Here is a 22,924-nt window from a genome sequence, read left to right as displayed (position 1 = left end):
ATAAATTTTAAGAAAGGATAAATAAAGCACATGGAAAGAACATTGTCTATTATCAAACCCGATGGAGTAGCTCGCGGCATTATCGGTGAAGTGATTAAGCGATTTGAAGATAATAAGCTGAAAATCGTTGCCATGAAGATGATTTATATGACCAAGGCGCAGGCGCAAGGCTTTTATGCGGTCCATAAAGAACGGCCGTTCTTTGACAGCCTTACGGACTTTATGTCATCAGGCCCTGTTGTTGTATTGATTTTAGAGGGTGAAAATGCAATTGCAAAGTACCGTGAATTAATGGGAGCTACTAATTGTAAGGAGGCTGCAGAAGGAACTATCCGGAGAGATTTCGCTACAAACATCGAGGAAAACGTTGTTCACGGTTCAGATTCGCCGGGATCGGCTGACTTTGAAATCGGATATTTTTTTAACAGCTTTGAAATAATTTGTTAAATGCCGCGCAAAATTAATCTTGATAATATTGCCGTTATTCTTAATCAGCCCAGATATTCTGAAAATATCGGAGCAGCAGCTCGTGCGGTTCGAAATATGGGGATTGGACGTCTTGTCGTTGTCAATCCCCAAAACTATGATGTAGACAGGGTGCTTAAATTAGCGACCCATGTTGCATCAGATGTTGTTGCACAAATTGAAATTCATAAAAATCTTGAAGAGGCTCTTTCTTGTTACAGTTATGTTGTCGGAACTACCGCTCGCTTGGGAGGGCAGCGTCAGGCCGTAACCACACCTTCAAGGCTTGCGGAAAATCTTGTAGCTATTTCCCATGAAAACAGAGTCGCTATTCTATTCGGCCCTGAGGACAAAGGGCTGAAAAATGAGGATATCAGATACTGCCATGCACTTGTCAGTATTCCGACAGCCGAATTTTCGTCCATTAATCTGGCTCAAAGTGTAATGATAATGTGCTATGAAATCTTTATTGCAGATCTTCAGGATAATGCGCAATTTACCCCCAGGCTCGCAACCGTGCATGAGCTTGAAGGAATGTATGATCAGCTTAAAGATGTTCTTGTCAGAATAAACTATATCAACCCTGAAAATCCCGATTATTGGTTGGACAAGCTGCGTCATTTTTTAAACCGGATGCGGTTAAGGGCAAGAGAGGTAAGCATTATACGTGGAATATGCAGGCAGATAGACTGGTATGGAAGAAAACGCTTTAACCGTTAACTGGTTCAGAAGTTCAAGGGTTCAAGGTTAGAGAGCGATGAGGATTGAAGGTTTTGAAGATATTACGGCTTGGCCTCCAGCGCGAGAATTGACTTTTCTTGACATAGCAGATTAATTGGCATAAAAACGAACTCTTCTTTAACCGTGAACCGTTAAAGGGATGAACGTCGAACATCGAACGTCCAACATCGAATTTTGAATAATGATGTCGCTTTGCTCTTCAATCTGGGAAAACAGCAACTTCTGAACCCTGAACTCTTATAAGTTATTTTATTATGAGCAGAAAACTCCACATATTAAATGTCGCTTTGTCTATTACTTTGTGCATGTTTGTCTGGGCTATGCCTGAAAAATCATATGGTTCTGATCAACCGGTTGTTCACCTTTATTTTGCGGACAGGGAAAACAGGTTTTTAGTAGCTGAAGACAGAGCTGTTTTGCATTATGATGAACCGGCAGAGCTGGGCAGAATAATAATTAAAGAACTGATACAAGGCCCACAGGAAGGGCTTATGCAAACAATCCCCGCAGGAATCAACCTGAGGGCATTTTACATTACACAAGACGGGACAGCCTATGTGGATCTGACCGGAGAGATTACAGAGGAGCATCCAGGCGGAGTTAAATCGGAACTTTTAACAATATATTCAATGGTAAATTCGTTGATATTAAATATGTCTGAAATTAATGCCGTAAGAATACTTATAGGGGGAGGCGAATCACTGACTCTGGCCGGTCATATTGATTTGCGTTTGCCCTTTAAGGCCGACATGCTTTTAATAAGATGAAAAAAATAACATTTAGCTTTTTTAAAATAAATGCGCTTCAGGTATAATCAAATTTAAACCATGAAAAACTCACGAATAAGAAATCATAAAGAAAGAACTTACCATAACTATAAAGAAATAGTGGTAGCTTAACCAAAGAGTTAGGCAAAAATGGCATTTTATACCAGGTTCTTTCTTAACGATTTCTAATTCCTTCAAACAGTTTAGCGCTAATGCTTCACTGCGTGTCCTGTTTTAAATTTGAGCACACCCGAAGCTTGATTTCAGATGGTTTGTTGCATAATGCTAAAGAATCCCAAAAAAAACAGAATTCAGAGCATACGAAATATCGGTATAATAGCGCATATTGACGCAGGCAAGACAACTGTTACCGAGCGTATGCTTTACTATACCGGCAGTTCCCATAAGCTCGGCGAGGTCCATGATGGTGAGGCTGTAATGGACTGGATGCCGGATGAGCAGGAACGGGGTATTACAATAACATCTGCCGTTACAACATGCGCCTGGAAAGGTTGTGAGGTTCAAATCATAGATACTCCCGGGCATGTTGATTTTACAATAGAGGTGGAGCGTTCGTTGAGGGTACTTGACGGCGCTGTCGGTGTTTTTTGTGCTGTCGGAGGTGTCGAACCCCAGTCGGAAACAGTATGGCGCCAGGCCGACAAATACCATGTTCCCAAGATCGCCTTTATTAATAAATTAGACAGAGTCGGCGCCAGTTTTTTCAATACAGTTGAAATGATAAAAGAGAGGCTTGGCGCGAATCCTCTTGTCTTGCAACTGCCGGTCGGCCTGGAAGAGAATTTTGCCGGTGTCATAGACCTGATCAACATGAAACAGATAGCCTGGGATGATGAGACGCTGGGAGCGACCTTCTCAACCGAAGATATATCCGGCGACCTTCTTGATGCAGCCATAAAATATCGTGAAAAACTTGTTGAAGCAGTAGCCGAAGTAGATGATGAAATTATGGAGGCATATTTATCTGAATCCCCTGTTGCAACGGAAATGCTCCTTGATGCCATACGAAAGGCAACTATTAACCTGAAGCTGGTTCCGGTCTTATGCGGCAGCGCCCTGAAAAATAAAGGGATTCAGCTCCTACTTGACGCTGTTGTCCGGTTTCTTCCGAGTCCGGCGGATATTCCTCCGATTAAAGGCATCCATCCTGAAACAGGGGAAGCTATTTTCTGCTTGCCCGCAGATAATACGCCGCTTGCCGCCCTGATATTCAAGGTGTCCATGATAGAAGGAAGGAAACTCTCCTTTGTAAGGATTTACAGCGGAAAGATAAATACCAAAGAAGAAGTGTATAACCCTTTCCGCAAAATCAATGAAAAACTTACCCGTATATTAAGGATGCATGCAAACAAGAGGGATAGGATCGATGTCGCCGGGCCAGGGAGCATTGTCGGAGTTATCGGATTAAAGGAATCTTCTACCGGCGAAACCTTATGCTCCAGAGATTATCCGGTTTTGTTAGAGAAAATAGAGTTCTACAAGCCTGTTATTTCCGTTGCAGTGGAGCCAAAGACCCGTGCTGATCAGGAAAAGTTCGACGAGGTTCTTGAGAAATTTATTGCCGAAGATCCAACATTGAAAATTAAAAAAGACGAAGATACCGGTCAGATAATTTTATCCGGCATGGGCGAGCTTCACCTTGATGTTATAATAAGCCGTATGCGGCGTGAATTCAAAACAAACGTAAATGTCGGGAAACCCCAGGTTGTATACAGAGAAACCATTGGGGCCAGGGCTGAAGCATCTGCTGTGTTTGACAATGAAATCGCCGGCCAGCGCCATTTTGGCGAAGTCATTATAAAACTGAGCCCTCTGCGTAGAGGAACCGGCAACAGATTCGTATCAGAGGTTGCCCCTGATACAATACCGGCACATTTTATTCCTGCCATAAAAAAAGGGGTAATGGAATCCTTTGAAAGCGGAGCATTAATGGGTTATCCGGTTGTTGATGTTGAAGCTGTGCTTACAGGAGGATTATACAAAGAATCGGTCGGCACGGAGCTGGCATATACGGTCAGCGCATCCATGGCATGCAAAAATGCGCTCGCAAAGGCTATGCCTTTCCTTCTTGATCCGATTATGTCTGTCGAGGTATTTGTCCCGGAATCATGCATGGGAGATGTAATAGGCAACCTTAATTCCCGCAATGGTAAAATTGAATCAATTGAACAGAAAATCGGCATGCATGCGATAAAAGCAACTGTACCGCTTGCAAAGATGTTTGGTTATTCAACCGCATTAAGGTCTGCCACACAGGGGAGGGGGACATTTACAATGCGGTTTTCGCATTTTGATAAAAGTTAAAATACTAAAAATCTTCGTTGCCGTTCACGGCTTGAAACTTGAAGTTGGAAAGTAGAAATTGGGGAGAGATTAAAATAGAAATTGGAAATTGGAAATTGGAAATTGGGAAGAACAGAAGAACAGTACAAAAGCATGAAGGCCAAATTTCCAATTTCTATTTTCTAATTTCAATGTTCCTTGAACGCTTACAAATCTTCTTTACGTATTTCCGCCTCATTTTTTCGGATTTCTTTTAACAGCTCTTCTATTTTGCTCCTTTTGTCGGGATCGGTTATTGTCTTTAAAGCCTTGTTTAAGTGAAACATTGCGTTTTTATAATTTTGTTTGTTTTTATAATAAATCCCTAGAAAATAATGGGCATCTTCAAGCTTTTCCAACTTGCCGTAAACATTGCCGAGAAAATATAATGCCGTGGTATAATCAGGATTTTTTGCGATCAGTTTCTCAAATGTGGATGCAGCCTCTTTAAGCCTTCCAATCTCTATTTGAGTGCGCCCGATAAAAAAAAGGGTTTCCGGATCATCCGGAGCCATGGAGGCGGCCCCTTTAAGAGAATTTAGAGCTTCCGGATAATGACCGTCCAGAAAATAGATTCTGCCTAAATCTCTTAAGATGTTCGGATCAAAGGCCTTTTTTTCTAATGCTGTTTTAAGATGAGCTATTGCCTCTTTTCGGTTGCCTGTTCTCGCAAGGATCAGAGCGTATCCGTAATGCGCCATATGGCTTTCAGGATGTTTCTCTACATCTATTTGGAATTTTCTTAAAACCGCACGTTCATCTCCATACATGGCAACCAGTCTTGTATGGGTTATTACAAAATCATAACAGTCTTTACTTGATGTCTTGGTTTTTGGTTTTATATTGTTTTCAAGCTTGGAGCTGATATAGGCAATGCGATTCTCAATCGCCGGATGCGTGGTGAGATAGGTTGGAATCTGCTCAGAACTAAACCACTGCCTGCTTCGGATTTTTTTTAGAGCTGATAACAGACCTTGGCTGGTGTATTTTGCCTTTGCAAGATACTTGAGCCCTAACTGATCTGCCTGCATCTCATCTTCGCGGCTGTAAGCAAGCGCAATAGATTGGCCGGCCGCCATTGAACCGACGGTTAATGCGCCTGCTGCTGTTGCTGCACCACCGGTTCCAAGAAATATGCCGGCTGCGATACCGGCAAGGGTAGCCAATCCGATTTTTTTTGACCTTTCTATTTTCTGTGAAATGTGCCGGCATGCAACATGAGCGATTTCATGGCCTAATATGCCGGCTAACTCCTCTTCGTTATCCATTGCTTCAAATAAACCGCTGTTAATAAAAATGTGGCCGGCAGGACTGGCAAAGGCATTATAAACATTATCCTTTATTATATAAAAGTGATATGTAAAGGGCTGTGGAGAAATGGCGGAGACAATCCTTTTGCCTACATTATTCACATAGTTCACAATGATCGGATCTTCTATGAATTCAACATGTTTTAAGACATATTCCATAAACTCACGTGACAACTCCTCTTCCTGCCTGACTGTGATGCTGAAAGCCCGGCCTGGAATAAGCATGCCTATGATCAATATGATAAAAAAGTATTTTCTTGTAATAAATTTCATTTTAATCATATAGTTAACAGTTAACACGATTCGCAAAAAGTGATTTTTTAACTTTTTACGAGACTTTTATCCCTATATTCTTTGCAAACATCAAGTTTTATGTTATTTATTTATTATGTCACATATTATATGTATAGCCAACCAGAAAGGCGGCGTGGGCAAAACTACCACGGCAATCAATCTATCGGCAGCCCTGGCTGTTTCGGAAAAGAGGATCCTTTTAGTTGATTGTGATCCGCAGGGTAATGCTACAACCGGAATCGGGCTGGATAAAAAATCTATTGATAAAACCTTGTATCATGGCTTGATCGGCAAAGCTGACGCAAAGAGTCTTATCGTAGACACCGCAATAGATTCCTTAAAGGTTATTCCTTCACGAGTAGAGCTTATAGGGTTTGAAATCGAAATGATGTCCGAGCTCAGGCGTGAAACTGCTTTAAAGAATCTTCTTGCCCAGCTTGTTGATTCGTTTGAATATATCATTATAGACAGCCCGCCTTCTTTAAGCCTTCTTACCGTTAATGCTTTGACGGCTGCCGACCATGTGCTGATTCCACTTCAGTGCGAGTTTTATGCATTGGAAGGGCTTGGGCAGCTTTTACAAACAGTGCGGCGCGTCAAGCACAGCCTTAATCCAAACCTTAAAATCGCCGGTATTCTTTTAACCATGTTTGACAAGAGAACCAACCTGTCACAGCAGGTTGCCGAAGAGGCGAAAAAATATTTTAAGAATCTGGTACTTAAAACTATTATTTACAGAAACGTGCGTTTGGGAGAGGCCCCAAGTTTCGGGATGCCTATATTGCTTTATGATGCTGTTTCAACAGGGGCGCAAAACTACTTTAATCTTGCAAAGGAGATAATGGGCGCGCAATGCAAAAGACAAAAATAAAAAAAGAGACCGGTTTGAATCGGAAAAAGCGCGGGAAACCGGCTCTTGGAAGAGGCCTTGATTCCCTTCTCCCTGATATTGTTGAGAATAGTTCAAAAGACTATTTTCTGTGTGATATCGGAATAATTAGTCCAAACCGGTATCAGCCACGCCTGCAGTTTTCCAAAGATGAGCTGGATGAATTGAGCCGCTCAATCAAAGAGCAAGGAATGATTCAGCCTCTCCTGGTTAGAAAGGACGCAACCGGTTATGAGCTTATAGCCGGTGAAAGACGCCTCCGTGCCGCTAAAATGGCAGGGCTTGATAAGGTGCCGGTAGTTATACGGGATATCTCAGATGAAAACATGCTGGAGATTTCCATTGTTGAAAATATTCAGCGTGAGGACTTAAATGCCATGGAAGAGGCTGAGGCATATCATCGTCTCATTGTTGAATTTAATTTTACGCAGGATCAGGTCGCGCTGCGTGTAGGGAAAAGCAGGCCCACTATAGCTAATTTTTTGAGACTAAGGCAGTTGCCTGAAGAAATAAAATCCAGCATAATGGATAATAGTTTGGCCATGGGACATGCAAGAGCCTTGCTTGGCGCTGAAACATCGGCACAGCAAAGGGCTGCATGGCGGGCTGTTGTTTCAAAAGGTCTGTCGGTCAGGGAAACCGAAGCACTGGTTAAACAATTAAAATCAGAAAAGGAGAAACCAAAAAAGTCTAAACCAGGTTCGGAAGAAATATACCTTAAAGACCTTGCAGCGGCTTTTTCGCAATGTTTAGGCACCAAGGTGCAAATCAAAAAACATGGGCAAAAAGGAAAGGTTGTAATCGACTTTTACACAAATGATGATCTCAACCGCCTGATCGGTATTTTAAAGCAGATATGATTATAGATATCTCGTTAATCTTTAAGGATTTAAACCGCGGAACCGCAGAACAAGAAACCGCAGAATTTCGAAGTGCTTTAATACTTCATAATTCGACATTCCTTGTTCGATATTCGATATTCAGATAGAATATGGGTTCAAGGGTTCAGAGATTCGTTGTGAATAAATGCTTCAGCCACAGATTTACGCTGATCATCACTGACATTTTTTCTTTTATATCTAACACTTAACACCTAACATTATGTCTATTCATATTATTATAGACGGCTATAATCTTATTCGACAGTCAGACAGGCTAAGCATTCTTGACCGCAGGGATATACAGTCAGGCAGAGAGGCTCTGCTTGAGACTCTTGCTGAATACAGAAAAATAAAACAACACAAAACAACAGTAGTTTTTGATGGGGCAAATGCCCCTTCATTTTCACGGCACGGAGAAAAACTAAATGGAGTCAAAATACTATTTTCCCGTAATGGAGAGTCGGCCGATACCGTGATTAAGAGTATGGCGGCCATGGAAAGAGAAAAGGCTTTAATTGTCAGCTCTGATCTGGATATTGTAAAATATGCTGAATCTCAGGGCGCTGCCACTATAAGCTCGCCGGAGTTTGAAGAAAAGGTGTTAATGGCTGCGTCCATGGACACCAATGGATCCAGCATGGAATATAAAGAAGGCTGGGTTCCGACAACCAAAAAGAAGGGGCCAAGCAGGCGTTTGTCAAAAAAAAAGCGGCGGAGCAAAGTCAAAATAAACAAGCTTTAGAAAACAGGGGCCAGGGATTAGGGATTAGGGGATAATTTTGAATTCTAAATTAAAAACGGTTTTTCCTTCATTCAAAATTAAAAATTAAAAACTCAAAATTATATTTAACACTTAACACCGCATAGTTCATTGAAAAAACCGTGAACTGTGAACCGACAACTGTGAACGGATACAAGAGTTAATATGAAACAGATATGTGTAATTGACGGACAGGGTGGCGGCATAGGAAGCGCTATCATTAAAAGGCTCAAGGAGTTGCTTAAAGAGACTGTTGAAATTGTCGCATTGGGAACAAACGCAATCGCAACAGCTCAGATGCTGAAGGCAAAGGCAAATCGAGGCGCTTCAGGAGAAAATGCTATTGTTCAGACCGTAAAACAGGTAGATGTTATTATCTGTCCTGTAGGTATAATTATGGCTCATGCCATGATGGGGGAGATTACACCAAGGATTGCCGAGGCAGTGGCAAGCAGTCCGGCAAAAAAAATGCTTATTCCTCTTTCCCGGGAAAACATTGAAATTGTAGGAATATCTTCCGCCCCGCTCCCGCATCTTATTGATACGCTTATACAGAAAAATTTAAAACACTTTTTGAATAATTAAGGAATAAATGCCATGTGTGAAGCAAATGCTTATATGCTTAAAGGTGAAGAGGAAGAGATGATTATGGAGGCTGTTGATACAGTCGAACCCAAGGATGACGGGGTTAAATTGACCAACATATTCGGAGAACAGAAGTTCTTGAAGGCCCATATACATTCGCTCTCCCTTGTAGATCATAAGATTTTTCTGCAAGAATAAATGAAAATATTAATTGCTAAGACCGCGGGCTTCTGCATGGGCGTTCGCAGAGCGGTTGAGATAGCTCTGAATGCGCCAGGCAAACACAAAGAACCCATTTACACCTATGGTCCCCTTATCCACAATCCCCATGTTCTGAGCCTTTTAAATGGAAAAGGAATATCTGTATTAGATCATATTCCGGAGTATGGGTCAGGCACTGTCATTATAAGGGCTCATGGGGTCCCGCCTCAAACAAAAGAGAGCCTTGAAAAAGCCGGTTTTAATGTCGTTGATGCCACATGCCCTCGTGTTATTAAAGTACAGAACATAATTCATCTATATGCAAAGCTTGGCTATTCATCAATAATTATCGGAGACAGGGACCATCCAGAGGTTATAGGCCTGGTCGGTTATGCCATGGGAAACGGATATGTAGTTGACAGCATTAAACAACTTGATTCTCTGCCGGAATTTGAAAAGGCTATAATCGTAGCTCAGACAACTCAGAATGTTTTTCTTTTTGAAGGGGTTAAAAAATGGGCCGGCAGTAAATTTCCGGTTTATAAGATTTTTGATACAATCTGTGATTCAACTTCAAAGCGGCAGGCTGAAGTTAACCATATGGCAAAATCTGTAGATGCCATAATAGTGGTTGGAGGCCGTAGCAGCGGAAACACGAAAAGGCTTGCCGAGATTGCAGGCCGGTCTGGTAAACCCGTATATCATATTGAAGCGGAAACAGAACTTGATCTTAAAAGTCTGAAGTCAGCTCAATGTATAGGCATAGTATCCGGTGCTTCCACACCTAACTGGATCATCAAAAAGGTTTACAGGGCTCTCGAGGGTTTGGTGTTTAAAAAAGAGAAGCTGTGGCGCAGAATCCTTTTTTCTATTAAGCGTTTGCTTCTTTTGACAAATATCTATGTATCCCTTGGGGCAGGGTGTTTGTGTTATGCCTGCGCCAAACTTCAGGGGATTGGAGTATTTTTTCCGCATATTTTTATATCTATATTATATATTCAATCAATGCATATATTAAACAACCTGACGGGAAACAAGGCAGACCTTTATAATGATCCGGTCAGAGCATCTTTTTATAGTAAAAATAAACTATTTCTTGCGACCTTATCTTTGGTTGCCGGCGGTGCGGGGCTGATTACAGCCTATACCATGGGATTGATGCCTTTTTTATTCCTTCTTGTAATGAGTATAATGGGGCTTTCTTATAATTTAAGACTCATACCTGATTATTTCGCGGGTGTGAGGTACAGAAGAATAAGGGATATCCCGGGTTCAAAGACCATTCTTATTGCTCTGGCATGGGGAATAGTTACATCCCTGTTTCCGTTTTTGTCTGTGTCCGGGGAAATAGATGCAGGTTCAATATCGGTATTTATATGGTCAACATCTATTGTATTCGCAAGAACCGCATTTTTCGATATTCTTGACATGCAGGGAGACAGAATCGTGGGTAAGGAGACAATCCCGATTCTGTTCGGGGAAAAGGGTTCGTTGCGTCTTTTAAAAGGCCTGCTGATAATGATTATAGCTGTTTTAGTCCTGTCAAGCGCGTTTCATATTGTCTCCAGCCTTGGCTTTATTCTTGTTATATGCCCGATTTCCATGTTGTTGGTTTTTTCAGCCTATGAAAAAGGTTATATGCTGCCCGGCATCAGGCTTGAATTTCTGGTTGAAACCCACTTTATCCTTGCGGGAGCCATCGCTCTTTTATGGCCCCTCATATAACCGGTTCCGTACCGGACAGGAGCCGCCTGATATTGTCCTTGTGGCGGAAAAGGATAAATATTGTGGTTATAAGGGAGCATGCTGTCAATGGAATGGAATGGCTTGTCAGCCAGACAGCCACAGGCAGCACGGCCGCACCCGAAAGGGATCCCGCGGACACACGCCTGGACAGAAATATAAACAGGATAAATGTTAACAGGGCGACAAGGCATGCTATTGGTGAAATTATTATAAAGCAGCCTGCCGCGGTCGCAACCCCTTTCCCGCCTCCTTTAAATTTCATATAAACAGGATAAAGGTGGCCTGAAAAAGCGGAAAGCGCGACAATGGACAGATAGATTTCACTAATTAATTTATCAGTGCCTGGCATAGCATATATAACAAGACATACCGGAAGAGCCCCCTTTAACAGATCGCACGCAAGTGTGAATGCCCCAAGCATTGTCCCCGCGACCCGTCTGACATTTGCAGCCCCTATATTTTTACTTCCTTTTTGTCTGATATCTATAGAGGCAAATCTTTTAGTTAAAATAAGACCGCATGGGATGGATCCAAGTAAATATGCAAAAACAGAAAGTCCAAAAAGTATAAGAATTTCCAGGGACATACTATAAATCCTCGTTAAAATCCTTTACTTTGCGTTTGATTTCAACTTTTTTATATTCACCGCAGAGTTCGCAAAGAAGTTTATTTTTTTTAATTGTAGGGTTGTCCTGCCTGATTTTTTTAAAGGGCTAAAGTGCTGCGATCTGATGAGGTGGTAAAATAAGGAAGTTAAGGTCTATGCTTAACTTCCTTATTAATTATGAGTGCCGAGGGACAGAATTGAACTGCCGACACGCGGATTTTCAGTCCACTGCTCTACCGACTGAGCTACCTCGGCAAGGTTTCTTAAAGAGAACTTTAAAAAAATTAATATTATGGAACCTGAGATTTTTGTCAAGAATTTTTTATTCCAATATCTCCAAAAAGATACTGAATTAAAACAGAAGCCGCAATTGCAGCTGTTTCGGCCCTTAAAATACGGGGGCCGAGTGCGGCGGTAATAAATCCGCGGGCTTTTGCTTTTTCAATTTCTTGTGATGTAAACCCGCCTTCCGGTCCGATCATGATAAATATATCATTAAAATGCCCGTCAGATTGTGGCAATGCTAAATTAATCGGCTTTGACTCATTCTCCCAGAAAGCGATTTTCAGTCTGCTCTGCATGCTGATATTCAATATATCTTCAAATGATACTGTTTGTCCGATTTCCATTATACGACCACGATTGCACTGCTTGAGGGCTTCCTTTGAAATTTCTTTCCATCGGTTTGTGCGATTAACGAGCCGTTTATTGTCTGGACTGGGAACAGAACGCTTGGAAATAAAAGGGATCCATTTAGTTATTCCAAGTTCAGTAAGCTGTCTGACGAGGTTGTCCATTTTCCTTTGTTTTAAAAAAGCCTGGGCTACAATAATTTGAACAGGTGATTCGGTTGTTGATGGAAAGGTTCTGATTATCGATACATTAACGTTGCCTGCAGATAAAGATATGATTCTGGCTTCGTATTCATTGCCGGTGCCGTCAAAAAGAGTTATTATATCTCCCTGCGTCAATCGCAGCACCTTTTTAATGTGTCTTGCATCAGTGCCGCTGACAACAGATATAGGCCCTGTTGCCTCTGATTGTTTGATAAAAAAGCGTCTCATGATTTTTTTATAATTTATTCTTGGACTTTTTACGAGTTTATCTATTCTGACTTTGTGTAAATGTTTTTTTAAAGAAAAGCAAATATCTTGACATGAAGTTTTATTTTTTAATGACTTAACCTTGACATGTTATATGCTGTATGATAATTTAAAAAATAAGGATTTGTTAAATATTTCGCAATGATATAGGACAATTTTTTATTGCAGGGGGCAATATGAATAATGAAAATAGTCTCAATCAGGATGTTGAGAAGGCACAGGCGCTGGAAGAGGAAAATATTATAGAGCTTACAGATGAGGTTGTAGAGGTCTCGGAAAAGGGGGTGGAACCGGGCGAATTCCCAGATATTGATGCTCAGCTTTCTACAGAAGATATTATTGAATTTTATGAGATTGAAGATAAAAAAGAAGATGAACCGATTGCGAAACCAGCAGATGACAATTATCCGGCAAGCGATATGGAAATTGACAATATTTTTGAAGAGAAAATAAGCGATGATAACATGCCCGATAAATTTGCTGATTCGCTGGGAATGGATTTAGAATCGGAAATTGATGCCTTGGAAGAAGATATACACGAAGAGGTTCCATTGTCTTTCGCGCGTCTTGAGGAGACTTTAGAGCGAATTGTTGAAAAAATGTTTTCTGAAAAGATCGAAAAGATGCTTGCCGAAATGATTGAATCGGCGGTTTCAAGGGAAATAAAAAGTATAAAGGAAAAACTGCAAGACCTTTGAAAAGAATTAATTTAATTAAGGAAGACTGGTATATGAGTCCTAACATGCTTGACAAGGGGTATAAGCCAGATGACGTGGAAAAATACTGGTACGATTTTTGGGAAAAAGAGCAACTCTTTGCCGCTGTTGAAGATGACGGGCAAAAAAGCTATTCAATTGTAATTCCCCCGCCTAATGTTACAGGTGTTCTTCACATGGGGCATGCTCTAAATATTACCCTGCAGGATATCCTTTGCCGTTTCAGGAGAATACGGGGGGATAATGTTCTATGGATGCCTGGAACCGACCACGCGGGGATTGCGACCCAGAATGTTGTTGAAAAAAAGCTTGCAAGCGAGGGGCTTGATCGCCACAAGCTTGGCAGAGATAAATTTATTGAGGCGGTATGGGAATGGCGCGGTGAGTATGGCAGCGCAATTATAAATCAGCTCAAGCGTCTTGGTGCTTCATGTGACTGGAAGCGTGAACGCTTTACAATGGATGAAGGATTGTCGCAGGCGGTGCGCAAGGTTTTTGTGCGGCTTTATAATGAAGGCCTTATTTACAGAGGAAACTATATTACCAACTGGTGCCCGCGTTGCCATACGGCCCTTGCCGAAATTGAAGTGGAGCATGATGATCACAACGGCCATCTTTATTATATCCTCTATCCTTTTGAAGAGGGGCCAGGCGGAATAGTTATTGCGACTACCAGGCCTGAAACTATGTTCGGCGATACAGCGCTGGCTGTTAATCCTGATGATGAGCGGTATCTGGGTATTGAGTCTGACAGGGTGATTCTTCCGCTTGTGAACAAGCCCATACCGATAATCAGGGACAGATATGTTGATATGACATTCGGCACAGGCGGTCTCAAGGTTACTCCGGCTCATGATCCAAATGACTTTGAAATAGGAAAACGCCACAATCTTCCGATTGTCAAAGTTATTGGGGATGACGGATTAATGACCCCTGAGGCCGGTAAATTTGAAGGGCTTGACAGGTTCAAATGCAGAGATGCCGTAATAAAAGAGCTTGAAAAGACGGGGCTGTTGAAAAAAGTTGAGCCATACAACCACAGCGTGGGCCATTGTTACAGATGCAAGACAGTCGTTGAGCCGAACCTCTCATTGCAGTGGTTTGTAAAGACCGGGCCGCTTGCGGAAAAAGCAATACAGGCGGTTGAAAAGGGGGATACAAAAATCATCCCTGAAATATGGACAAAAACCTATTTCGAGTGGATGAATAACATCAGGGACTGGTGTATATCACGGCAGATATGGTGGGGGCATCAGATTCCCGCATGGACATGCGAAGATTGCAAGGAGCTTATTGTCGCTATTAATACCCCTGAATCCTGTCCGGCCTGCAAAGGAACAAGGCTTGTTCAGGAAACAGATGTGCTGGACACCTGGTTTAGTTCCGCTCTGTGGCCGTTTTCCACAATGGGATGGCCGGAAAAAACAGCTTTATTGAAAAAGTTTTATCCGACATCTGTTCTTGTTACCGGCTTTGATATACTTTTTTTCTGGGTTGCCAGAATGATGATGATGGGTATCCATTTCATGGAAGATGTGCCGTTTAAAGATGTGTATGTGCATGCCCTTGTGCGTGATGTTGAGGGCAAAAAGATGAGTAAGTCAAAGGGGAATGTTATCAATCCTCTAAGCGTGATCGATAAATATGGAACCGATGCATTTCGCTTTACTTTGGCGGCCTTTGCGGCACAGGGACGGGATATTAAGATGTCCGAAGACAGAGTCGAAGGATACCGTCATTTTATAAATAAGCTCTGGAATGCCTCACGGTTCGCTTTTATGCATATAACCGAAGAAAACTCAAAACCTTTCAGTTTTCAGCTTTCAGACTTCAGCCCCTCTCTTCCTGACAGGTGGATTTTATCCAGGCTCAATTCTGTTACGGTAAATGTTGCCGAAGCTATTGATAACTACAGGTTTAATGATGCGGCCGGCGCTCTTTACAGGTTTGTGTGGCATGAGTTCTGTGACTGGTATCTGGAGGCGATAAAGCCCTCATTATATGGGAAACAGGGGGAGGACAGACGTCAGGCAACGATGAATGTGCTCTGGTTTGTTTTGCGGGATACACTTATACTGCTTCATCCATTTATACCCTTTGTAACTGAGGAGATCTGGCATAAACTTCCGGGAACGCATGGTTCTATAATGAAAGCCTTATTTCCTTTAGACAGACCCGATGCCGCTAATTATCGAAGCGATAATGATGCTGAATCAAAAATGGAACTTATAATCGGAATAATAACAGGAATCAGGAATATCAGGGGTGAGATGAATATTGCCCCGTCATTACTGCTTGATGTTTCAGTTCAATCAGGGGATGAAAAAACACGGGAAGCGCTTAATCAGCATAGAGACATTATAATAAATCTTGCCGGGTTAAAAACCCTTTTAGTCGAGTCGCCTGGTGAAAAACCGAAGATGGCGGCCACAGGGGTCGTCGAGAATGCCACTATTTATGTTTTACTTGAAGGTATGATAGATTTTACCAAAGAAATCAATCGTCTTGAGAAGGAGATCAGCAAACTAACAAATGATCTGACGGTTGTATCCGGAAAATTAAGCAATGAAAATTTCATTAACAAAGCATCCGGGGATGTAGTTGAAAAGGTTAAAGAAAAGCAGAGAATCCTTCTTGAAAAGCAAGGGAAATTAGAGGCAAATATAGAGAAAATTGAGGGATTGAGGGAGTGAGAGAGTGCTCACGCAAAGGCGCTAAGGCGCTAAGTAAACAGGAAAGAGGGGGGGGCTGAACCGCAGAAGGTCGAAGTGTTTTAATACTTCATCATTCGACATTCTTTGTTCGATATTCGCATTTTACTATGAACCCTAAGCCGTAAACCATACAAAATTGTCATTCCGTGCTTGACACGGAATCCAGTATTTCCAAGTCGTTATGGGTTTTTCATTAAAAATTAACGAGGTCTGCATGTATTTAATGCAAGATTTGATTAAAACAGCTCTAAAAGAGGATATCGGGTCAGGGGATATTACTACGGATAATCTTGTGGCTAATGATGCAGGAGGACATGGTGTAATCGTTGCCAGGGAAAAGGCTGTAATTGCCGGGCTTGACATTGCTTACCGGGTTTTTGAACAACTTGATCCGAAAATTATTTTCAAGCCCGAGTGCAAAGACGGCGATACTGTTATGGATGGCGGAATTGTTCTAAGGGTTGAAGGAAAACTTCAAAGTCTTCTGATCGGTGAACGAACCGCTTTAAATTTTCTGCAGCACCTTTCCGGGATTGCCACACATGTGCGTTCATATGTGGATAGGCTTGCAAATAAAAAGGTTCGCCTTGTTGATACACGTAAAACAACGCCGGGATTAAGGGTTTTAGAAAAATATGCTGTTCGTGTCGGCGGAGCCTTTAATCACAGAATGGGACTTTATGACGGTGTTTTGATCAAGGATAATCACATAGCTGCTTGCGGCGGTATAACAAAGGCTGTTAAACGCATCAGAAACAATATCTCTCATCTTATTAAAATAGAGGTCGAGGTTTCCAGCCTGGATGAAGTAAAAGAGGCTGTAGAGGCCGGCGCCGATGTTATCATGTTAGACAACATGGACATAGACAGGATGAAACAATCAATTAAACATATTGACGGAAGGGCTTTGGTCGAAGTCTCCGGTCGGGTAACGATAGAACGCCTTAATAGTCTGGCAGATATCGGTGTGGATATTATCTCTGCCGGAGCTCTTACCCACTCGGCAAGAAGCGTGGACTTGAGCATGCGTATTAAGTAAGGGATTGGGGAATTGAGATGAGAATTTAGGAATTAAAAGTGACAACATCCTTCAATTCCTAAATCCCTTAATTCCTAAATTTGGTGTTTTGGTATCTTGGTGGCTGAATTGTTAGCATTTTTTCAGCAAGACAAAAAGGCAACTTGGTTTTTACCTTTTTGTTTGGCAATATACATCGCTTTATCCGCTCTTTCAACAAAGCTTGAAATTCGTTCATCAGGGTGATATCTTGTGACACCTATACTTATAGTCAGGTTAACTATGTTGCCGGGTACTGGTATAAATTTTTCAGTTTCCATCAATTTTTTTATTCTTGTTGCAACAATAAACGCTTCTTCGCATTTTGTTTCCGGAAGGATAACGGTAAATTCTTCTCCACCATATCTATAAGCAGAGTCCATTGTTCTGAGACAAGATTTGATTATCCGGCCGAGTCTAGTCAGAACCTTATCACCTTGAATGTGTCCGTGGGTATCGTTGTATTTTTTAAAATTATCAACATCTAAAAATAGAAGTGAAAGTGGATGCTTGTAACGCTTGCACCTGTAAGTCTCCGTGTCCAATTGTCTGAAAAAATACCTCGAATTATAAAGTTGTGTCAGTTCGTCGGTTATTGCAAGTTCTTCAAGTTTTTTTACTATTTTTGTACGTTCTTTTGTGAGTTGTCTTTCTTTAAATACTCTTTTTAACCTCAGCAGCAGCTCCTCAAGGTGCATTGGTTTAAAAATAATATCGCTTGCACCATTGCTGATTGCCTCTTCATAAGAGTATTTATCGCTGTAACCGGTCATTATGATGACATCTGTATCATAGTTTTTCTTTATTAAGCCTGTAAGCTCAAGACCATTTATCCCAGGCATTATTATATCGATTATTGCAACGGAAATATTAGTTGTTTTTAATAATTCGAGAGCCTCCTCGCCACTGGAAGCACTGAAAACATCGAATTCTGACAATTCTATGAAATCATGTAGCAATTTTCTAACACCTGCGTCGTCGTCGACTATTAATATATTGTTATTCATTCTTTATTAGAGGCCTTGTTGACATTATCAAAAACAATCTGATAGGAATGTTATTTTTACGAAGTCATTAATTTTCATTATAAAAAAATAAAACTGATTCTGTCAACTTCGAAAAAATAAAACTTAGCGACCGGCGGTGAGATATAAAGGAGAAAAACATTAAAATTTTAGTAATTGGATCAGAGGGGCAGCTTGGATGGGAGCTTCAAAGACAGGGCCAACTCTTTGGTTTTGAGATAATCGGCCTTGATCTTCCTCAAGTAGATATAACAAACATAATCCAGGTGGAAAATGCTCTGTCCGCTTATCAGCCGGTTCTTATAGTTAACGCCGCCGCTTACACGAATGTTGACAGAGCGGAATCTGAATCGGACCTTGCCTTTGCGGTAAACAGTGACGGGCCGGACAATCTTGCCGGAGCTTGCGCAAAAGCAAATCTGCCGTTTATTCATATATCTACCGATTATGTCTTTGACGGTCAAAAAAAGAGCCCGTATATTGAGACGGATCAGGTCGCTCCCCTTGGTGTTTATGGCAAAAGCAAGGAACAGGGGGAAAAAATGGTTCGTTCCCGAACAGAGAAACATATTATTTTGCGTACCTCATGGCTGTATGGTGTGCATGGGAATAATTTTGTAAAAACCATGCTGAGGCTCGGCAGGGAAAAAAAGACCATAAGGGTTGTGAGTGATCAATACGGGTGTCCAACCAGCGCCGCGGATCTGGCTGCAACTGTTTTGATAATTGCCGGTCTAATAATAAGCATTTCACCAAAAATTATCTGGGGAACTTACCATTATTGCGGGCAGGGAATAACAACATGGCATGAGTTTGCGGAAGCTGTATTTAAAATTGCCGGCAGGCATGATGCAATGAAAGTAGAAAAGATAGAACCCATCAAAACCATTGACTATCCGACTTCGGCAAAAAGACCTCTTTTTTCCGCCCTTGACTGCTCCCTGATAGAAAAGAGCCTTGGAATTAAAGCCAAATCATGGCACGAGAGCCTGAAACTTACCATTGATCGTTTATTCACCGCAGAGCCGGAGAGGCCAAAATAAATTTGGCTCCTTTATTATTTTGCGGTTATATTAAATTTTTTCGTGTTTTCGTACTTTCGTGTTTTCGTGATTAAAATTTTTTTGGTATATAAAGTTTCTCTGTGATCTCTGTGTGCTCAGTGGTGAAAATGTCAAAAAATAAGGTCGAGCTTCTTGCGCCGGCAGGCAATTTTGAAAAGTTTGAAATTGCAATGCATTATGGGGCCGATGCAGTCTATCTTGCGGGCAAGGATTTCAGTCTCAGGAACAAGTCCGGGAATTTTACCTTTGATGAAATTCAAAAAGCCGTGAACATTGCGCATGGCAGAAATGTTAAAATATATGTGGTGTGCAACATATACTCCAGAAATTACGAACAGCAGGCAATCAGCGATTATCTTCATGAAATCGGCGCAATCGGTCCTGATGCCGTCATAATTTCAGATCCGGGGATATTTCTTGAGTCGCGGCTTATCATGCCTCAAGTACCGGTGCATCTCAGCACCCAGGCAAACACAACCAACTATAAAACCGTTTTATTCTGGCAAAATCTTGGCGTGAAAAGAGTAAATGTGGCAAGGGAGCTCTCCTTAAAAGAGATAAAGGAGATCGCCATGCGCAACCTGGCGGAGGTTGAGGCCTTTGTGCACGGGGCCATGTGTATCTCCTATTCAGGAAGATGTCTTCTCAGCAGTTTTATGGCTGACAGGGACAGCAACCGCGGGCTTTGTTCCCACCCGTGCAGATGGAAATATTCGGTTGTTGAAGAGTTAAGGCCCGGCAAATATATGCCTGTATTTGAAGATGATCGCGGCTCATATATCTTCAACTCAAGAGATTTGTGCATGATAGAACATATTCCTGAAATGATCGAATCAGGAATAGACTCCTTAAAAATAGAAGGGCGGATGAAAGGGATCAACTACATTGCCTCGGCCGTAAAGGTATACAGGGAGGCGATCGATTCATATTATGCTGATCCAGCGGGTTACAAGGTAAAGGATGAGTGGATAAAAGAGCTTGCCGGCATTAATAACCGGGGTTATTGCACAGGTTTTTATTTTGGCGATCCGGAACAGGTGTCTCCGAATTATAAAAATCTCAACCCGTCAAACAGACGCCTGTTTATTGGCAAGGTATGTGAAAGCAATGGCGGAAACGGTGTGAATATTGAGGTCAGAAACAAATTCTACAAAGGTGATAATGTCGAAATTTTAAGCAGAACAGGTCCGGCCAGGCAGGATAAAATAGATGATATCTTTGATGAAAACAGCCGGCCCTTATCGCATGCCCAGCCCGGAAGCATTGTAACCATCAACATCACCACCAAGTGCTTTCCAAATGATCTGATAAGAAAAGTAATACTCTAATCACAGGAGACCTTTGGAACCGAAAAACAGAAAAAAAGCGCTTATTTTATTTATACTGATTGCAGGGGTTGTATCCGGAGCTATTGCAGGAGCTATTTTCGCGATAACCAGCGATTTTCCCCAGATACGATCCCTTGAAACATACAGCCCGCCTGCTGTAACACGTATATATTCGGCTGATAAAAAGGTTCTTGCAGAACTTTTTATTGAAAAAAGGGATCCCGTGCTGCTGAAAGATATCCCCTGTTTCCTTAAAGAGGCCATGGTTGCAACGGAAGACAGGAGCTTTTACAAACACAGCGGCGTTGATCTGAAAGGTATCATGAGGGCGGTAATAAAGGATATCCTGGCCGGAGAGTTTGTTGAAGGGGCAAGCACAATCACCCAGCAGCTTGCAAAGACACTCTTTTTAACGTCAAGAAAAACCCTTGTGCGGAAAATCAAGGAAGCTGTTCTGGCCTTTCAGCTTGAGCGGCGGTATACAAAAGACGAGATACTTCAGATGTACTTAAACCAGGTATACTTTGGAAGCGGCGCATACGGCGTGGAATCTGCCGCAAGAATATTTTTTGGAAAGTCTGCAAAAGATCTGAGTTTATCCGAATGTGCGTTAATAGCCGGTATGCCCAGGGCTCCTTCGAGGTATTCCCCTCTGATTAATAAGGAGCTTGCATTAAAACGCAGAAACATTATTCTTAAACAGATGAAGGATACAGGCATAATCACGGCATCAGCCTGTGACGAAGCTGTAAAAGAACCGGTTATTGCCGGGGAACAAAGCGAAAAAGAGACAGGGGCAGGTTACTTTATTGAGCATGTTAAAGCTTCTCTGGAAGAGGTTATAGGCTCGTCAAGGCTTTATAAGGGTGGACTCACAGTTTATACAACCCTTTCTTTTAAACTTCAGAAGGCGGCCGAAGATGCGGTTGCAAAGGGTTTGATTGCCCTTGAAACAAGGATGAAAAGCCAAGGGGACCCCTATCCTCAGGGTGCGCTTATAACGCTGGATCTGCGGACAGGCGGTATTCTTGCAATGGTCGGCGGCAGGGACTTTTCCAAAAGCCCTTTTAACAGAGCTGTAAGCGCCAGGAGACAGCCAGGGTCTGCGTTTAAACCGGTTGTTTACGCTTACGCGATTGAGCAGGGCTTTCCGCAAAATATGATGATACTCGATGCTCCTGTGGCCTTTAAAGGGGCAAAAAACGGAAAAGACTGGGCTCCTGAAAACTTTTCCGGAAAATATATGGGAGAAATAACCTTAAGAACAGCTCTTGCTGTTTCAGAAAATATACCTGCGATCAGACTCATGGAGATGCTGGGCCCTAATTCCGTTGCGCGCTTTGGCCGCAGTCTCGGCATTGAATCTCCGCTTTCCCCGGATCTGTCCCTGGCTCTTGGCACATCGGAAACAACTCTTATTGATTTGACTTCCGCCTATGCTGTTTTCCCGAACAGGGGGGAAAGAATAGAGCCGTTTGGCGTAACTGAAGTGCATGACGACAATGGACGGATTGTCTGGCAGGTAAAACCTCAAAAAAGAGCGGTCATGTCACGCGCCGGTGCGGCCATAATGACGGATATGCTGAGCACTGTTATTCAGGAGGGCACCGGAAGGAAAGCACGTGTTATCGAATGTCCTGTTGCTGGGAAAACAGGCACCACAAATCAGTACAAAGACGCTCTTTTTATCGGCTTTTCTCCCTCAATTGCAACAGGAGTATGGGTGGGCATGGATGCAAACAAAACTCTCGGGAATCTGGAAACAGGAGCCCTGGCAGCTCTTCCGATATGGATTGAATTAATGACACAGGCGCTTGCAGACAGTCCTTTTCAATACTTTGATATTCCGGATGATGTAATAAAGGTGCGCATCGATCCTGTAACCGGCCTGCGCGCATCCGATAATTCAACACACACGGCAACAGCCCTTTTTAAAAAAGGAACAGAACCAAGGGAATAAAATTTCCCTGATCCCTAATCCTGTCCCAAAATGCCTCACGCAAAGGCGCCGTTGTCAGCCACAGACCCACACAGAAACACACGGACAAAACAACAGTAGGTTCTTTTCGCGAAGCGATGACTATTTTTGTCCGAGCATGTCGCTCGGACAAATGTCTATGGAAGTCTGTGTGTGTCTGTGGCTAATCTTTTCTTTTTCCTATTTCTCCTTAATCCTAATTTATTGATCTTGACTTTAAATCATAAATTATAATAAACATTAAAAATAATTCATTAACTTTAGGCACTTGTAACTTTAGTCACTTAAATAACCCTGAACTGTGAACCGTAGTCAGCAGTTTTTTTCTTAACACCTAACACCTAACACTT

20 protein-coding genes and 1 tRNA gene are annotated in these 22,924 nt (G+C 42.1%); 16 read left to right on the top strand and 5 right to left on the bottom strand.

What is annotated here, in order from left to right:
* The first annotated feature begins 30 nt into the window (after window positions 1-30).
* From ndk to fusA, 4 genes are all read left to right on the top strand, one after another.
* Window positions 31-447: a nucleoside-diphosphate kinase gene (gene ndk / locus VMW78_09860; protein ID HUV51308.1), complete on the top strand. Its 417-nt coding sequence runs from the start codon at window positions 31-33 to the stop codon at window positions 445-447.
* Window positions 448-1,185 (top strand): RNA methyltransferase, encoded by a 738-nt coding sequence (locus VMW78_09855; protein HUV51307.1) that lies wholly within the window; start codon window positions 448-450, stop codon window positions 1,183-1,185. It abuts the gene before it with no gap.
* Between the two features lie 275 nt (window positions 1,186-1,460).
* Window positions 1,461-1,973 carry a GerMN domain-containing protein gene (locus tag VMW78_09850; protein ID HUV51306.1) on the top strand — a complete coding sequence of 171 codons (513 nt, stop codon included), beginning with the start codon at window positions 1,461-1,463 and terminating at the stop codon, window positions 1,971-1,973.
* 282 nt (window positions 1,974-2,255) lie between these two features.
* Window positions 2,256-4,298, top strand: coding sequence for an elongation factor G (gene fusA, locus VMW78_09845; GenBank protein HUV51305.1), 2,043 nt, complete (start codon window positions 2,256-2,258; stop codon window positions 4,296-4,298).
* 185 nt (window positions 4,299-4,483) lie between these two features.
* Here the strand turns inward: fusA and VMW78_09840 are convergent, their stop codons facing one another.
* A complete protein-coding gene (locus tag VMW78_09840; protein ID HUV51304.1) occupies window positions 4,484-5,899 on the bottom strand; it encodes a M48 family metalloprotease in 1,416 nt (471 codons plus the stop codon).
* 115 nt (window positions 5,900-6,014) lie between these two features.
* Here VMW78_09840 and VMW78_09835 point away from each other — a divergent pair, with 115 nt between their 5' ends.
* From VMW78_09835 to ispH, 6 genes are all read left to right on the top strand, one after another.
* Window positions 6,015-6,791 (top strand): AAA family ATPase, encoded by a 777-nt coding sequence (locus VMW78_09835; GenBank protein ID HUV51303.1) that lies wholly within the window; start codon window positions 6,015-6,017, stop codon window positions 6,789-6,791.
* A complete protein-coding gene (locus tag VMW78_09830; GenBank protein HUV51302.1) occupies window positions 6,773-7,669 on the top strand; it encodes a ParB/RepB/Spo0J family partition protein in 897 nt (298 codons plus the stop codon). The genes VMW78_09835 and VMW78_09830 overlap by 19 nt, the downstream gene beginning before the upstream one ends.
* A gap of 241 nt (window positions 7,670-7,910) precedes the next feature.
* Window positions 7,911-8,432 carry an NYN domain-containing protein gene (locus VMW78_09825; GenBank protein HUV51301.1) on the top strand — a complete coding sequence of 174 codons (522 nt, stop codon included), beginning with the start codon at window positions 7,911-7,913 and terminating at the stop codon, window positions 8,430-8,432.
* A gap of 183 nt (window positions 8,433-8,615) precedes the next feature.
* Entirely contained in the window at window positions 8,616-9,035 is a 420-nt protein-coding gene (locus VMW78_09820) for a DUF3842 family protein (GenBank protein ID HUV51300.1), read from the top strand.
* A 12-nt stretch (window positions 9,036-9,047) separates the two neighbouring features.
* Window positions 9,048-9,233: a CooT family nickel-binding protein gene (locus VMW78_09815; GenBank protein ID HUV51299.1), complete on the top strand. Its 186-nt coding sequence runs from the start codon at window positions 9,048-9,050 to the stop codon at window positions 9,231-9,233.
* Complete coding sequence (gene ispH, locus VMW78_09810; GenBank protein ID HUV51298.1) at window positions 9,234-10,961, top strand: 4-hydroxy-3-methylbut-2-enyl diphosphate reductase; 1,728 nt, start codon at window positions 9,234-9,236, stop codon at window positions 10,959-10,961.
* Here the strand turns inward: ispH and plsY are convergent.
* The 3 genes from plsY to VMW78_09795 form a co-directional block, all read right to left on the bottom strand.
* Window positions 10,954-11,568, bottom strand: coding sequence for a glycerol-3-phosphate 1-O-acyltransferase PlsY (plsY, locus tag VMW78_09805; protein HUV51297.1), 615 nt, complete (start codon window positions 11,566-11,568; stop codon window positions 10,954-10,956). The genes ispH and plsY overlap by 8 nt on opposite strands.
* Window positions 11,569-11,771: 203 nt before the next feature.
* Window positions 11,772-11,844 (bottom strand) — tRNA-Phe (locus tag VMW78_09800).
* A gap of 56 nt (window positions 11,845-11,900) precedes the next feature.
* On the bottom strand, window positions 11,901-12,653 hold the full coding sequence (locus VMW78_09795) for a 16S rRNA (uracil(1498)-N(3))-methyltransferase (protein ID HUV51296.1): 753 nt from the start codon (window positions 12,651-12,653) through the stop codon (window positions 11,901-11,903).
* A gap of 215 nt (window positions 12,654-12,868) precedes the next feature.
* On the opposite strand from VMW78_09795, the gene VMW78_09790 reads away from it, so the two are divergent.
* The 3 genes from VMW78_09790 (at window position 12,869) to nadC (ending at window position 17,161) form a co-directional block, all read left to right on the top strand.
* Window positions 12,869-13,390 carry a hypothetical protein gene (locus VMW78_09790; GenBank protein ID HUV51295.1) on the top strand — a complete coding sequence of 174 codons (522 nt, stop codon included), beginning with the start codon at window positions 12,869-12,871 and terminating at the stop codon, window positions 13,388-13,390.
* A 32-nt stretch (window positions 13,391-13,422) separates the two neighbouring features.
* On the top strand, window positions 13,423-16,101 hold the full coding sequence (locus tag VMW78_09785; protein HUV51294.1) for a valine--tRNA ligase: 2,679 nt from the start codon (window positions 13,423-13,425) through the stop codon (window positions 16,099-16,101).
* 235 nt (window positions 16,102-16,336) lie between these two features.
* Entirely contained in the window at window positions 16,337-17,161 is an 825-nt protein-coding gene (nadC, locus tag VMW78_09780; GenBank protein HUV51293.1) for a carboxylating nicotinate-nucleotide diphosphorylase, read from the top strand.
* A gap of 122 nt (window positions 17,162-17,283) precedes the next feature.
* On the opposite strand, the gene VMW78_09775 is transcribed toward nadC, so the two are convergent.
* Entirely contained in the window at window positions 17,284-18,186 is a 903-nt protein-coding gene (locus VMW78_09775; protein ID HUV51292.1) for a diguanylate cyclase, read from the bottom strand.
* Between the two features lie 143 nt (window positions 18,187-18,329).
* Here VMW78_09775 and rfbD point away from each other — a divergent pair, with 143 nt between their 5' ends.
* From rfbD to VMW78_09760, 3 genes are all read left to right on the top strand, one after another.
* The gene (gene rfbD / locus VMW78_09770; protein ID HUV51291.1) at window positions 18,330-19,247 is read left to right on the top strand and encodes a dTDP-4-dehydrorhamnose reductase; all 918 of its coding nucleotides are present in this window, start codon (window positions 18,330-18,332) and stop codon (window positions 19,245-19,247) included.
* Between the two features lie 128 nt (window positions 19,248-19,375).
* The gene (locus tag VMW78_09765) at window positions 19,376-20,596 is read left to right on the top strand and encodes a U32 family peptidase (protein ID HUV51290.1); all 1,221 of its coding nucleotides are present in this window, start codon (window positions 19,376-19,378) and stop codon (window positions 20,594-20,596) included.
* A gap of 13 nt (window positions 20,597-20,609) precedes the next feature.
* Entirely contained in the window at window positions 20,610-22,556 is a 1,947-nt protein-coding gene (locus VMW78_09760; protein ID HUV51289.1) for a penicillin-binding protein 1A, read from the top strand.
* Window positions 22,557-22,924 lie beyond the last annotated feature (368 nt).

This window comes from Anaerolineae bacterium, from assembly GCA_035529315.1.
GTDB lineage: Bacteria > Desulfobacterota > Desulfobacteria > Desulfobacterales > ETH-SRB1 > Desulfaltia.
Note: the sequence above shows the minus strand (reverse complement) of the source record. Positions and strands in the feature narration are given on the sequence as shown.

What these genes read in the sequence shown, in the direction of transcription:
- ndk (HUV51308.1), top strand. Translation starts at nt 31, where the DNA reads ATGGAAAGAACATTGTCTATTATCAAACCCGATGGAGTAGCTCGCGGC.
- VMW78_09855 (HUV51307.1), top strand. Translation starts at nt 448, where the DNA reads ATGCCGCGCAAAATTAATCTTGATAATATTGCCGTTATTCTTAATCAG.
- VMW78_09850 (HUV51306.1), top strand. Translation starts at nt 1,461, where the DNA reads ATGAGCAGAAAACTCCACATATTAAATGTCGCTTTGTCTATTACTTTG.
- fusA (HUV51305.1), top strand. Translation starts at nt 2,256, where the DNA reads ATGCTAAAGAATCCCAAAAAAAACAGAATTCAGAGCATACGAAATATC.
- VMW78_09840 (HUV51304.1), bottom strand. Translation starts at nt 5,899, where the DNA reads ATGAAATTTATTACAAGAAAATACTTTTTTATCATATTGATCATAGGC.
- VMW78_09835 (HUV51303.1), top strand. Translation starts at nt 6,015, where the DNA reads ATGTCACATATTATATGTATAGCCAACCAGAAAGGCGGCGTGGGCAAA.
- VMW78_09830 (HUV51302.1), top strand. Translation starts at nt 6,773, where the DNA reads ATGCAAAAGACAAAAATAAAAAAAGAGACCGGTTTGAATCGGAAAAAG.
- VMW78_09825 (HUV51301.1), top strand. Translation starts at nt 7,911, where the DNA reads ATGTCTATTCATATTATTATAGACGGCTATAATCTTATTCGACAGTCA.
- VMW78_09820 (HUV51300.1), top strand. Translation starts at nt 8,616, where the DNA reads ATGAAACAGATATGTGTAATTGACGGACAGGGTGGCGGCATAGGAAGC.
- VMW78_09815 (HUV51299.1), top strand. Translation starts at nt 9,048, where the DNA reads ATGTGTGAAGCAAATGCTTATATGCTTAAAGGTGAAGAGGAAGAGATG.
- ispH (HUV51298.1), top strand. Translation starts at nt 9,234, where the DNA reads ATGAAAATATTAATTGCTAAGACCGCGGGCTTCTGCATGGGCGTTCGC.
- plsY (HUV51297.1), bottom strand. Translation starts at nt 11,568, where the DNA reads ATGTCCCTGGAAATTCTTATACTTTTTGGACTTTCTGTTTTTGCATAT.
- VMW78_09795 (HUV51296.1), bottom strand. Translation starts at nt 12,653, where the DNA reads ATGAGACGCTTTTTTATCAAACAATCAGAGGCAACAGGGCCTATATCT.
- VMW78_09790 (HUV51295.1), top strand. Translation starts at nt 12,869, where the DNA reads ATGAATAATGAAAATAGTCTCAATCAGGATGTTGAGAAGGCACAGGCG.
- VMW78_09785 (HUV51294.1), top strand. Translation starts at nt 13,423, where the DNA reads ATGAGTCCTAACATGCTTGACAAGGGGTATAAGCCAGATGACGTGGAA.
- nadC (HUV51293.1), top strand. Translation starts at nt 16,337, where the DNA reads ATGTATTTAATGCAAGATTTGATTAAAACAGCTCTAAAAGAGGATATC.
- VMW78_09775 (HUV51292.1), bottom strand. Translation starts at nt 18,186, where the DNA reads ATGAATAACAATATATTAATAGTCGACGACGACGCAGGTGTTAGAAAA.
- VMW78_09765 (HUV51290.1), top strand. Translation starts at nt 19,376, where the DNA reads ATGTCAAAAAATAAGGTCGAGCTTCTTGCGCCGGCAGGCAATTTTGAA.